Here is a 12384-nt window from a genome sequence, read left to right on the forward strand (position 1 = left end):
ATCCGATCGCACACGCCTCTGTGCCGGGCAACCCGGGAGAACTCCCACTGTCGCGACGGCGATACACGGGTGTATCGTTCGCGGCAGATCGCATCCTGGGGGATCAGCGATCCCGCCCGAACCGCCGGTCAGTCCGGCCACGGCTGCTTGCCGCGCCTTCACCCGTCACGACGACGTACGGAGTCGAACTGTGCACTCATCCATCAGGGCGCGCCGCGCCCTCGCCGCCCTGACGGCGTCCGTCCTTCTGCTCGCGGGGTCGCTCGCCTCTGCCTCTGCCGCCAACGCGGCACCCCCGCCTGCCCAGATCGTGAGCATGGCCGCGCTCGGCGATTCGATCTCGCAGGCGGCCATGACCTGCTCGAGCCTCACCTCGTGTCCGACCAACAGCTGGTCGACCGGCTCGACGACGTCCGTCAACTCGCACTACCTGCGACTGCGCGCGGCCGGAGCGACCGGCCTCGTCGCCTACAACGACGCGGTATCGGGATCGGGCTCGGGCGCCCTGCTCGGCCAGGCGCAGAAAGCGGTGACCCAGGGCGCGCAGTACGTCACGATCGAGATCGGCGCGATCGACGCGTGCACCAAGACGGTCGCGGCGATGACGCCGACGGCGACCTTCGAGACGAACGTGCAGACGGCGCTCGCGGCCCTGGCTGCGAGCCCCGCGTCGCCCGAGATCTTCGTCGCCAGCATCCCGAGCCTGCAGCGCCTGTACGACCTCAACAAGTCGAGCATCTCGGCCCGCCTCGCATGGGGACTGCTGCAGACCTGCCAGTCCATGCTCGCCAACCCCACCAGCACCAAGGCCGCGGACGTGCAGCGCAGGGTCGTCGTGCAGCAGCGGGTGAACGAGTACAACCAGGCGCTGGCCGAGGCGTGCGCGGCGACCGCGAAGTGCCGCTACGACGGCGGCGCGGTCGCGAACTACGCGTTCACGAAGTCCGATGTGTCGACGCGCGACTACTTCCACCCGTCACTGTCGGGGCAGGCGACGCTCGCCGCCCTCACGTGGCCGAAGACGCAGTGGGTGTCGTGAGCGCCTGAGGGGCGGCACTTGTGCTGAGCGAGGCACGAGACGAAGCGCCATTCGCCGGCGTCTGATCCCGCAGTGCAGGGCGGGGTCAGACGCCGTATTCGTGGCGGACGTGGTCGCGCAGCTGGTGGCTGCAGGCGGTGACGGCGGCATGCCAGTCGGTGATGGCGCCGTCCTGGGCGCGGTCCGACACCGCCTTGAACGCGCGGATCGGCACGCCGAAGCGCTGCGCGACCCAGATGTAGGCGTAGGTCTCCATGTCGACCAGGCCCGCGCCGAGCGGACGGATGACGGCGACCGCCTCGGCGTCATCCACGAAATGGTCGCCCGTCGCGATGGTCACCCCGTCGCCGTCGAGCTCGACGCGGCTCGGCAGCGACACGTGCTGGCCTACGATCCCGTCGATGTCGGTCACGTCATGCTGGATCGCCGCCGAGATCTCGTAGACGGATGCCTCCAGACGGGCGTCGATCGCTCCCGCCGTGCCCACGACGACGATCTCGTCGTACGTCTGCGCGTCGAGGGCGCGCGTGAGCGCGTAGGTCGCCTGCAGCTTGCCGGGACCGGTGACGAGTCGGGCGAATCCGGGCAGGTCCGGCTCGAAGGCGACGAGCTCGGATTCGAGGGCGGCGACGAGAAGTCTCATCCGACCATTCTCGCCGCCCCGGCGCCGGCGCGCATCGGGGCGGGCCCCGCGACCGCCGCCCCGCACCGCCGCGGGGATAGCCTGAACAGGATGTCGACCTCAGATCAGACCCGCACCGGCAAGGCGGCGTCGGTGCCCGCGACCACCGCCGTGATCCCGCTGAGCTCGGGAGCCCGATGGCGGGCGTTCTGGGTCTGTGCGGCGGTCGCGGCGATCACGATCCTCGACATGACCAAGGTGAACGTCGCGCTGCCGTCGATCGGCGAGGTGCTCGGCGCCGGGTCCACCGAGCTGCAGCTGATCGTCTCGGGATTCGTGCTCACGTTCGGGCTCACACTCGTTCCGATGGGGCGCCTGGGCGATCAGCGCTCGCGGCGCACGCTGTTCGTCGTCGGCCTGTCGCTGTACACGCTGACGAGCATCGCGTGCGCGCTCGCCCCGACCGCGGGGTTCCTGCTGGTCGCGCGTCTGCTGCAGGGCGCGGCCGCCGGAGTGCAGATGCCGCAGGTGATCGGCATGACGCAGGAGCTCTTCCAGGGCAGGGAGCGCGGCCGCGCCTTCGGCCTGTTCGGGGCGACGATCGGCGTCGCGACGGCGTTCGGTCCGACGCTCGGCGGCCTGCTGATCGCGCTGGGCGGCCCGACCGACGGGTGGCGGCTCATCTTCTGGATGAACGTGCCGCTGTGCCTCATCGCCATCGCGTTCGCGCTGTGGCTGCTGCCGGACACGCGCACGCGCTCGCAGCGCCCGGTGCAGCTGGACCCGGTGGGCGTCGTGCTGTTCGGGCTCAGCGTCGTCTCGCTGATGTGGCCGTTCCTCTTCACGACCGGCGCGCCGACCGACAACCCGGCGCGGTGGTGGATGCTGGCGGCCTTCGCCCTGTTCGTCTCGGCGTTCATCGCCTGGGAGCGCCGATACGCGTCGCGCGGCCGGAGCCCGCTGCTTCCGCTGGGGCTGTTCGGCGTGGAGTCGTTCCGCAACGGGACGCTGCTGCAGACGGCGTACTTCACCGCGACGCCCGCGATGTTCCTGGTGACGACGCTGTACCTGCAGCTCGGGCTCGGCCTCGCGCCGGTCTACGCGGGCATGGTGTCGATCGGCTTCGCCCTCGCCAGTGCGATCACCTCGTGGGTGGGTGGCAACCTCGTGAACACCCACGGTCGCGTCGTCGTGGTGTGGGGCCTCGTCGGCATGCTGGTGTGCGTGGGGGGTCTTGTGCTCACCGCGCTGTACAGCGACCCGGCGTGGACGCCGTACATCGCGGCTGTCGTCATGACGATCGGCGGCGCCGGCGGCGGCCTGGTCATCGCCCCGAACCAGACCCTCACGCTCGCCGACATCCCCGTCAAGCAGGGCGGTCTCGCGGGCTCCGTCGGCCAGCTCGGCCAGCGCATCGGCGCCGCCGTCGGCACGGCGGTCGCGCTGTCGATGTTCTACGCGGCGATCTACCGCGAGTCGGGGTCGCACAGCAGTCTCGTCGTCTTCCACGATGCGTACGCGTTCGGGATGCTGTCGGTCGGCGTCTTCCTCGCGCTCGCGTTCCTCGTGGCGATCGTCGATCTCACCGCCCGCCGCAACCGCCGCCGGGCCGTCGCCGAGACCGGCGAGCTGATGCCCTGAGCCCCGTGAGGGCCGGAGTGCCGGCATCCACCGTCACTTCTCGGCGCCCGCGACCATGCCCTTGATGAAGTACCGCTGCAGCATGAGGTACACCGCCAGGACGGGGACGACCGAGATCAGGGCGGCCGCAGCGGCGGCGCCGAGATCGCTGCCCGAGCTGGCGAAGAACGTGCCGATCGCCGGGGCGATCGTGCGCATCTCGGGTGCCCGCATGAGGTAGACGCTGAGGGCGTACTCGTTCCACACCGCGACACCGGTGAGGATGACCACCGTCGCCGTCACGGGCTTGAGCATCGGCACGACCACCTGGAACAGGATGCGCACCGGCCCCGCTCCGTCGACAGACGCCGCCTCCTCGATCGAGACGGGCAGTCCGCGCATGAACGACGCGTACAGGAAGACGCTCAACGGCACTTGCGTAGCCGTCATCACCAGGATCGTGCCCCAGTAGGTGTTGATCGCGTGCATGCCGTTGAGCATCGTGTACAGCGGCACGAGGATGCTCAGCGGCGGCACCATGATGAGGCCGATCATCAGCAGCATCACCGCGCGGTTGACGACCGTCGTGCGGCGCGCAAGGGGGTACGCGGCCAACGCGCCGATGACGCACACCAGCACGGTGCTGAACAGTGTGACGATCGCGCTGTTGCCGATCGCGCCGAGCACGTTGCCGCGGTCGACGGCCGTGACGAAGTTCTGCCAGTAGATCTCTGTCGGCGGCAGCCACTGCGACGACAGGTCGGTGCGGGGCTTCATCGCGGTCGTGACGGCAATGTAGAACGGCAGCAGCTGGACGAGGGATGCCGCCACGAGGCCGATCCCGATGGCGATGCGGCCGCCGACGCCGGGGCGGTGAGGACGGGCGGGCATGCGGCGCCCGACGACGAGGGTGCGGGTCGAGGCGGTCTCTGCCTCGACGGGGCGGGAGACGGTCGAGGTCATGCGTCGATCCTCTTGCGGTTGAGCATGGTGTTCAGGACGAGGGTGAACAGCGCGATCAGGACGAACAGCGCGACTCCGATCGCCGAGGCGTAGCCGGCGTTCTGGTTGTCGAAGTACACCTTGCTGATGAGCGTCGACACCGAGTTGGTCGAGTAGCCAGGACCGCCGCCGGTGAGCACCTGGATGATGTCGAACAGCTTGAGGCCGCCGATGAGGTTGAGCACGATGCTCGTGGCGAAGGCGGGCTGCAGCAGCGGCACCGTCACGTGCAGGAACTGCTGCCACGGGGTCGCGCCGTCCAGGCGTGCGGCTTCCAGGTACATCACCGGGATCGACTGCAGTCCGGCGAGGTAGATGACCATCGAGATGCCGACGAACTGCAGGGAGTTGACGAGGACGATGATCGCGACGGCGGTGCCGGAATCGGCGAGCCACGCGGTGCGCTCGCCGCCGAGCGCCACGACGAGATCGTTCAGCCCGCCGGTGTTGTAGGCGAAGAACAGGTAGTACATCGTGCCCATGACGATCGGCGAGACCAGCACGGGCAGGTAGATGATGGCGCGCGCGACGCCGCGCCCTCGGATGGCGCGGTCGAGTGCGAGCGCGAGCGCGAGGCCGAGCACCTGCTGGACGATGGTGCTGCCGACGCCGTAGATGATCGTGTTGATCAGCGCGGTGTGGAAGTTGGGGTCGGAGAGGAGCCGCTCGTAGTTGTCGACGCCGACGAAGGCGCGCACGGCGCTGTAGCCGTTCCAGTTGGTGAACGAGATGCCGATGCCGTTGATGAGCGGCACGATCGTGAAGACGCCGACGAGCACGAGTGCGGGCAGGTAGAACAGGTTCAGCCCGACGCGGGCGAACCTCGGTCCGGTCGCGCGGCGAGGGCGCCGGGCGACCGAGCGGAGCGGGGGAGACGTCATTGTCACGTCGCGGCCTTTCCAGGGGGAGGGGCGGCCCGCCGGGGCCGCCCCTCGGGGTCACTGTTCGAACAGGCTGTCGAAGTCGGTCGCCATCTGGTCGACGGCCTGGTCGACCGTGCCCTGACCGGTGATGACGCTGTCGGTGGTTGACACCATGGTGTCCCACATCCCGTTCGGCAGGTACACCCGGTCGAAGTACGGCATGAGCGGGTAGTTGCCGCTGGCGACGAACTGGTCATAGCTGGACTGCAGGCCGCCGAGGTCGCTCGTCGCGTTCGTGAGTCCGGGGATGCCGCCGACCTCGCTCGCGAGCACCGACAGGTTCTCGGGCTCGGCGAGGAAGGCGAGGTAGTCGAGCGCCTGCTCCTTGTGCTCCGAGTCCTTCGCCACGCCGAAGGCGCGGCCCTCGCCGCCGACGAGGAAAGGCGAGCCCACGTCGCTCGGGATGGGCATGTAGCCGAGCTTCACCGCGGGGTCGAAACCCAGGGCCGTGGTCACGAGGTAGTTCTGCACCATCACGAACGCGGTCGTTCCCTCGGCGAGGGCGCGGCCGAGGTCGTCCATCGTCGCCGACGAGTAGTCGGGGTTGAAGTACCCGGCCGCCTGCCATCCGGCGACGTGGTCGAGCAGTGCCGCGTAGCCGTTCTTGTCGAACTCGCCATCGAGGAAGCCATCGAGTTGGTCGTCGGTGAAGCCGCCCGATGCCATGAAGTCGGCGACGTTCCCCGCGAACCAGTTGTCCTTGCCGCTCGACGAGATGGGGATGACGCCCGCCGCGTCGAGCGTCGGGAGTGCCTCGGTGAACGACGCCCAGTCGGTGAGCGAGGCCGGGTCGATGCCGGCGGTCTCCAGCACGGTCTGGTTGTAGACGATGCCTGCGACGTCCGTGTCGATGGGGAGGGCGAAGAACTCGCCGGCGTCGTTCTTCATCGCGGGCGCGAGCGCCGGGTTGAAGTCCTTCGCCCACGGCTGATTCTGCAGCGGCTCGAGGAACTCGGAGTAGCGCAGCAGCGACCACCCGTGGGTCGCCCAGATGTCGGGGACGTCGCCGGATGCGAGGCGGACCTTGATGTCGGCCTCGTACGTGTCGGTCGACGGCACCAGCTCGATGTCGACGTCGGGGTGGTCGGCCTCGTACTTCTCGGTGAGCTCGGTGAGCGCATCGAGGATCGGGTCCGTCGCGCCCAGGTTCGTCTGGAACTCGATCTTCGCCGCGCCGCCGTCGGATCCGGCTCCGGAACCGGCGCAGCCGGTCACGGCGAGGGCGACGGCCGCGATGGCGCCGATCGGGACCAAGGGTGACTTCATCGTCTTTTCCTAACACTCGGGTGCGTTCATGTGATGGCCGGCAGGGGAGCGGCCGACGTCGGGCCAGGTTACCCGCGTAGATTGTGGAGCGCAAGAGCGTTATCAATCCTTGATTTTCAGCACTTCTCCGCCCTCAAAGAGACAGTTGACGCGCGTAGATCTCCCGTGTCAGACTCCCAGGGTCGGCACGCCGCCGACCCCGTACGCAAGAGGATTCGTCATGGCCTTCTCCCTGGGCATCGTCGGCGCCGGCCAGTTCGCCGGCCAGTTCGCCACCCTGTTCCATCACCACCCCGGCATCTCCGCCGTCCACGTCACCGATGTGCTCCCCGAACGTGCTGACGCCCTCGTCGCGCAGACCGGCATCGCGGGCACGTTCGAGAGCTTCGACGCGATGCTGGCGTCCGACGCCGTGGACGCCGTCGCGATCTTCACGCAGCGGTGGACCCACGGGCCCCTCGTCGTCAAGGCCCTGCGCGCGGGCAAGCACGTGTACTCGGCGGTGCCCATGGCGATCAGCGTCGACGAGATCGCCGCGATCATCGAGGCCGTCCGCGAGACCGGGCTGACGTACATGATGGGTGAGACGAGCTACTACAACCCGGCCACCGTGTTCGCGCGCGGCAAGCGGGAGCGCGGCGAGTTCGGTCGGCTGTTCTACGCAGAAGGCGACTACGTGCACGATATGGACCTCGGGTTCTACGACGCGTACCGCTACTCGGGTGGTGAGAACTGGAAGGCCACGGCCAGCTACCCGCCGCTGTGGTATCCGACGCACTCGATCGGCGGCGTGCTCGGCGCATGGCCGACATACGCCGTGGCGGTCTCGGCCGTCGGCGTCGTGGACGACAGGGGCGACGGCGTGTTCGACCGCGACATCAGCCAGTTCGGCAACGACTTCTCGAACGCGACGGCACTGTTCGAACTCGCCGCCGGCGGCTCGATGCGCATCAACGAGTTCCGCCGCGTCGGGTTCCCCTCTCATCGGCGCGAATCGCGCTTCCGGTGGTTCGGCACAGACGGCACGTTCGAGCAGGTCACGACCGCGTCGTTCTGGCAGACGCGCGACACCGTGGACGACGTGTCGTCGCTCATCGACACGCACGCGTCGCTGTCGCTGGACGACCCGTCGCTCGCGCACGTGTCGCCGGCCCTGCGCGACGCGTTCGTCTCGGGGTACGCCGCGATCCACGACATCGAGCGGGTGCCCGCCGAGCTGCGCGGCCTGCACAACGGTCACGAGGGAAGCCACCACTTCCTCGTCGACGACTTCGTGCGCGCCGTGGAGTCGCAGCTGCTTCCGCCGGTGAACGCCTGGACCGCGGCGCGCTTCACGCTGCCGGGCGTCATCGCGCACGAGTCGGCGCGTCGCGGCGGGGAGCGATTGATCGTCCCCGATTTCGGCGATGCTGTGGGCAGCGTCGTGCCTCTCGAGGCTGCGAACGCGTGAGACCGGCGCCCTCGGGCGGTCGGCGAGAGGAACCCCGTATGGACGAGCAGCACAGGCCCCGCAAGGTCACGCGCGCGGATGTCGCGCGACTGAGCGGCGTGAGCACCGCGGTCGTGAGCTATGTGCTCAACGACGGACCGAAGCCGGTGGCGACGGTCACCCGCGAGCGGGTTCTCGAAGCCGTGCGGGTGCTCGGCTATCGTCCGAACGCGGCGGCGCGGGCGTTGTCGCGCGGCACCGCAGACACCATCGGCATGATCGTGGTCGACAGCCGCAACCCGTTCTTCGCGCAGCTGCTGCACGCGCTCGACCGCGCGAGCGTGCGTCACGGCCGGTCGCTGCTCATCGTCAACAGCGACCGCGAGCGGCAGTCTGCCGTCGAGCAGGTGCACGACCTCGTCGCCCGGCAGATCGGCGGCCTCATCATCGCCGATGTGCTGACCGAGACCGAGCAGGAGGTCGTGGCCTCGCTCGGCATCCCGACCCTGCTGGTCAACCAGTACACGGGGGCGAACGGCTTCCTGCCGGCGATGGGGGTCGACTTCCGCGCGGGCGCGAAGCAGGCCGTCGACCACCTGACCGGCCACGGCTATCGCGACGTCGCCTTCGTCGGCGGCGCCCTCGCGATCGACCAGCGCGAACGCGGCTGGGCCGACGCGCTGCGAGAGGCGGGCCTGCCGCTCGGGCAGAGCGTGCACGCGCCGTTCTCGTACGAGGGCGGACTGGCCGCGGGGCGTGCGATCGCCGCCGACCCCGCGCGCCCGCGCGCCGTGTTCGCGGCATCCGATCAGATCGCGGTCGGTCTGCTCGCCGCCTTCTCGGATGCGGGACTGCGCGTGCCCGAAGACGTCGCAGTCGTCTCGTTCGACGGAACCACTGAGGCGGCCTACACGCGGCCGGCGCTCACGACCGTCGCGCAGCCGATCGCCGAGATGGCCGACGCCGCGATCCGCCGTCTCGCCGACGGCGACGGGGCGCCCGGCTTCACGACCTTCCCCACCGAGCTCGTCGTCCGCCGCTCGTGTGGCTGCGAGCACTCGGCTTCCTGACACCGTCCCAGAACCCACACCGACCCATCCATAGCGGTGCCGCGCGCCGGAAGGCGCTGGTCCCGCGCGCGTTCTCGAGGAGGAGAGCCATGCGAAGAGCAGGACCCCAGACGGCCGGATGGATGCCGTCACGCCGCGCCGCGACCGTCGCAGCGATCACGACCGCAGTGCTGATCGCGGCGGGCACCGTGCCGGCCGCGGCCGCTCCGTCCGCGGCACTGGTAAACGGAGGCTTCGAGGCCGGATCCGACGGCTGGCGCTTCGTCGCCGGCGCCGGTGTCGCCACCAACAATCCGCGCTCCGGGGCACGGCTGGCGTATCTCGACGCGGGCACGGCCAACCAGCTCGTCCAGGAGGTGACGGTCGATGAGACCGGCAGCTACGCAGCCGAGGCATGGGTGGCCGCGGCCAAATCCGGCGGCGTGTTCGGCGTCCGCACCACGGCCGGCGAGACGCTCGCCTCGGTCGACGTGCCGCAGCAGACCGCGTACCAGCTGTACACGCTGCCGCCGGTCGGAGTGGCCGCCGGCACCGCGGTGGAGGTGTACTTCACCGGCGGAGGGGGATGGACCAACATCGACGACGTCGCCTTCACGGCCGACAAGCGCTCGCTGTTCGGCTTCGAGGCTTCCCGTCAGCAGGGGCCGAGCGCGATCGACCAGGCCGCGCGCACCATCGCCCTCCAGGTGCCCTACGGCACCGACCTCACCGCGCTCACGGCGACCGCGGACCTGCCGGAGGGCTCGACGATCGCCCCCGATCCGACGGCCCCCGGCGACTACACGACGGCGCGCACCTTCACGGTGACCGATGCCGGCGGGACCGCCGTCGAGTGGACGGTCGCGGCGACCCTCGAGGGCAAGACGGTCACCATCGACAGCTCGTCGTCCGAGCTCGTGGACGCGTTCGACTGGGCCAAGTGGCGGGCGCGCCAGCATGTGCAGACCGGCAGGACCGGACCGCTCAACGGCAACGGCAGCAACCCCGGCACCGGCACCGCCGCCTACATCCCGTCGTACTGGGCGGGCTACGCGCACCGCACGGCGTTCTACTCGCGCGATTTCGTGCACCAGGCCTCGGGTGGGCACCTGCTCGGCCTGCAGGAGGAGAACAAGTCGATGCTGCGTGCCTTCGCGGCGTCTGCGAACGAGTCCCGCAAGTGGTACCCGCTGTGGGCCCTCAACTTCGACGGCAGCCCGTACAACGTGGACTACAAGAGCGACACGAACTTCGTGCGCGAGGTGCCCGCCGTGTTCGAGCTCGTGCAGGAGGCCGAGGAGCAGTACCGGTGGACCGGCGATGCCGACTACCTCGACGACCCGGTGCTGTGGCAGTACTACACCAAGGCCGTCACGGACTTCATCGCTCTGCACGACACGCAGCTGCCCAACGGCATCGCCGAGGGCACGGGGAAGGGCATCTTCCAGGGCGCCGCGAGTTACAACGAGCGTGCCGACCATGCGGTGATCGAAGCGGGCGACGGTGTGGCCTCGCAGTACCGCGCGCTGCTCGCGTACGCGTATCTGTCGGGGGAGAAGGGCGACGCCGCGACCGCCGCCGACTTCGCGCAGCGGGCCGCCGACCTGCAGGAGTACTTCGAGACGGAGTGGGGCGTGACCCGCGAAGCATGGGAGTACGTCCGAGGTCGTGGCCCCGACGGCGAGCCGTACGCCGGTTTCGGCCGTGAGAACTCGGTCTTCTACGCCGTCAAGGAGTTCCTGGATGCCGACGACAAGCGTGCGTGGGACTTCATCGACTACCTCGACACGATGTACCAGGAGGACCGCCCGCCGAACATCGAGGCGACCACGTACGTGCCCGACGCGCTGTTCGCGTACGGCCAGGACGACAAGGCCTGGGCGTGGATGAAGGACGTCATCTCAAAGCTCCACCTGCCCCACGAGGTGCGGACCCAGGGCTCGAACGGCGACTATCCCGAGACCAGCTACACGCTCGTGTCGCAGACGGTCGAAGGACTCGCCGGAGTGCGCCCCGACGCCCCTGAGGATGCGGTGTCGGTGCGATCGCACCTGCCGAGCGACGTCGCGTGGCTGTCGCTCGATCACATCCAGGTCGGCGATCACGATGTCGCGGTGCGTCACGACGGCCGCACTAAGACCACGGTCCGGCACAACGAGGGCGCCGCACCGCTCGAGGTTACGGTGCAGTTCGCCGGCGGATGGCCGCAGATCAAGGTGGACGGCAAGCCGACCAAGCCGACGTACGTGAACGTGAACGGCCGCGCGCTGTCGCAGGTGACGGTGACCGTCCCCGTCGACAGGACCGTCACGTTCGCGACCATCGGCGACGACAACCCGCAGCGCAACGGCGACCTCATCCTCACCCACCCGCAGAACTTCTCGCTGCAGTCCCCGGCCGACGCCGCGACCCGCGTGGATCCCGGCCGGGTCGCATTCGCCTGGGGCGCCTCGGTCAACGCCACCCGCTACCGATTGCAGGTCGCGCGCGACGCCGGGATGACCGACGTCGTGGCCGACAAGACGGTCGGCGAGCTGTCGACCGCCGTCACGGGATTCGAGCCGGGACGCACCTACTACTGGGAGGTCACCGCGATCAACCCGAAGACGGGCCAGCGGCTGGTGGTGCCCGGAGGCGAGCGGTGGTTCCGCACCATGCCCGACGCGCCGCCGACGGCGCCGACCGCCGTGGGCGCATACCGCTCGGGCGACCGCGTCGGCGTCACGTGGACGCTGCCGGACGGGGCGCTCGGCGTCACGATCGAACGGGCGCCGGCGGGGAGTGGGCAGTTCTCGCTGCTGGCCGGCGACGTGACCGGCACGTCCTATCTCGATGGCGAGGCCGCGGGCGGGCCCTTCCGCTACCGCGTGTCGGCGGCCAATGAGGCCGGAGCCGGACCCGGCGTGACGGTGGACGAGCAGTCCGCGCCGGCGGACGGCCCGGCTGAGTACCTGAGCGATCGCGATTGGGTCTCGGCGACCTCCGGATGGCGCACGGCTCTGAAGGACAAGGCGGTGTCGGGCAGTCCGATCCGGCTCGGAGGCGTCGAGTACGCGAAGGGCATCGGCACGCATGCGAACTCCGACATCGTCTACGACCTCGAGCCCGCGGACGTCACGTTCGCGGCCGTCATCGGCGTCGACGACGCGCAGAAGAGCTCGCCGAACTCGTCCGTGGTCTTCCAGGTGCTCGCCGACGGCGTCGTCGTCTACGACAGCGGGCTGATCCGCGCTCAGCCGGCCACCGGTCCCCAGAACGTCGTGCTCGACGTCCTGGGCGTGAAGCGGCTGGTGCTGCGGGTCACCGACGGCGGCAACACGAACAACAGCGACCACGCCGACTGGGCGGACGCGAAGGTGACGCGACTGCCCGGCAGCTGAGCCGCGGCGTCCGGCGCGCGGGCGGGGCGGCTGCTGTCTCTTATACACATCTCC

Annotated in this window: 9 protein-coding genes; 5 read left to right on the forward strand and 4 right to left on the reverse strand. The window is 69.6% G+C overall.

Features of this window, described 5'->3' with window-relative positions; genetic code table 11:
* The first annotated feature begins 190 nt into the window (after positions 1-190).
* Entirely contained in the window at positions 191-1039 is an 849-nt protein-coding gene (locus tag ACFWJ8_RS16765) for a GDSL-type esterase/lipase family protein (protein WP_378813658.1), read from the forward strand.
* An 85-nt stretch (positions 1040-1124) separates the two neighbouring features.
* Here ACFWJ8_RS16765 and ACFWJ8_RS16770 read toward each other — a convergent pair whose 3' ends face one another.
* On the reverse strand, positions 1125-1682 hold the full coding sequence (locus ACFWJ8_RS16770; protein WP_378813660.1) for a nucleoside phosphorylase: 558 nt from the start codon (positions 1680-1682) through the stop codon (positions 1125-1127).
* 90 nt (positions 1683-1772) lie between these two features.
* Here ACFWJ8_RS16770 and ACFWJ8_RS16775 point away from each other — a divergent pair, with 90 nt between their 5' ends.
* The gene (locus tag ACFWJ8_RS16775; protein ID WP_378813662.1) at positions 1773-3302 is read left to right on the forward strand and encodes an MFS transporter; all 1530 of its coding nucleotides are present in this window, start codon (positions 1773-1775) and stop codon (positions 3300-3302) included.
* A 33-nt stretch (positions 3303-3335) separates the two neighbouring features.
* Here the strand turns inward: ACFWJ8_RS16775 and ACFWJ8_RS16780 are convergent, their stop codons facing one another.
* From ACFWJ8_RS16780 to ACFWJ8_RS16790, 3 genes are read right to left on the reverse strand one after another with little or no spacing between them, the layout of a single operon-like run.
* A complete protein-coding gene (locus ACFWJ8_RS16780; RefSeq protein ID WP_378813664.1) occupies positions 3336-4244 on the reverse strand; it encodes a carbohydrate ABC transporter permease in 909 nt (302 codons plus the stop codon).
* Entirely contained in the window at positions 4241-5164 is a 924-nt protein-coding gene (locus ACFWJ8_RS16785; protein WP_378813666.1) for a carbohydrate ABC transporter permease, read from the reverse strand. The genes ACFWJ8_RS16780 and ACFWJ8_RS16785 overlap by 4 nt, the downstream gene beginning before the upstream one ends.
* 57 nt (positions 5165-5221) lie before the next feature.
* Positions 5222-6472 (reverse strand): ABC transporter substrate-binding protein, encoded by a 1251-nt coding sequence (locus ACFWJ8_RS16790; protein ID WP_378813668.1) that lies wholly within the window; start codon positions 6470-6472, stop codon positions 5222-5224.
* A 220-nt stretch (positions 6473-6692) separates the two neighbouring features.
* Between ACFWJ8_RS16790 and ACFWJ8_RS16795 the strand changes: the two genes are divergently transcribed.
* The 3 genes from ACFWJ8_RS16795 to ACFWJ8_RS16805 all read left to right on the forward strand — a co-directional run bounded on the left by ACFWJ8_RS16795 (position 6693) and on the right by ACFWJ8_RS16805 (position 12330).
* Positions 6693-7922 carry a Gfo/Idh/MocA family protein gene (locus ACFWJ8_RS16795; protein ID WP_378813670.1) on the forward strand — a complete coding sequence of 410 codons (1230 nt, stop codon included), beginning with the start codon at positions 6693-6695 and terminating at the stop codon, positions 7920-7922.
* Between the two features lie 38 nt (positions 7923-7960).
* Positions 7961-8971, forward strand: a complete 1011-nt coding sequence (locus tag ACFWJ8_RS16800; RefSeq protein ID WP_378813672.1) for a LacI family DNA-binding transcriptional regulator — start codon at positions 7961-7963, stop codon at positions 8969-8971.
* 89 nt (positions 8972-9060) lie between these two features.
* Positions 9061-12330 carry an NPCBM/NEW2 domain-containing protein gene (locus ACFWJ8_RS16805; RefSeq protein ID WP_378813674.1) on the forward strand — a complete coding sequence of 1090 codons (3270 nt, stop codon included), beginning with the start codon at positions 9061-9063 and terminating at the stop codon, positions 12328-12330.
* The last annotated feature ends 54 nt before the right edge of the window (positions 12331-12384 follow it).

It is taken from the genome of Microbacterium sp. NPDC058389, assembly GCF_042722305.1.
GTDB lineage: Bacteria > Actinomycetota > Actinomycetes > Actinomycetales > Microbacteriaceae > Microbacterium.

Coding starts and splice junctions, on each gene's coding strand:
- ACFWJ8_RS16790 (WP_378813668.1), bottom strand. CDS start 6,472: ATGAAGTCACCCTTGGTCCCGATCGGCGCCATCGCGGCCGTCGCCCTC.
- ACFWJ8_RS16785 (WP_378813666.1), bottom strand. CDS start 5,164: ATGACGTCTCCCCCGCTCCGCTCGGTCGCCCGGCGCCCTCGCCGCGCG.
- ACFWJ8_RS16780 (WP_378813664.1), bottom strand. CDS start 4,244: ATGACCTCGACCGTCTCCCGCCCCGTCGAGGCAGAGACCGCCTCGACC.
- ACFWJ8_RS16800 (WP_378813672.1), top strand. CDS start 7,961: ATGGACGAGCAGCACAGGCCCCGCAAGGTCACGCGCGCGGATGTCGCG.
- ACFWJ8_RS16775 (WP_378813662.1), top strand. CDS start 1,773: ATGTCGACCTCAGATCAGACCCGCACCGGCAAGGCGGCGTCGGTGCCC.
- ACFWJ8_RS16805 (WP_378813674.1), top strand. CDS start 9,061: ATGCGAAGAGCAGGACCCCAGACGGCCGGATGGATGCCGTCACGCCGC.
- ACFWJ8_RS16770 (WP_378813660.1), bottom strand. CDS start 1,682: ATGAGACTTCTCGTCGCCGCCCTCGAATCCGAGCTCGTCGCCTTCGAG.
- ACFWJ8_RS16795 (WP_378813670.1), top strand. CDS start 6,693: ATGGCCTTCTCCCTGGGCATCGTCGGCGCCGGCCAGTTCGCCGGCCAG.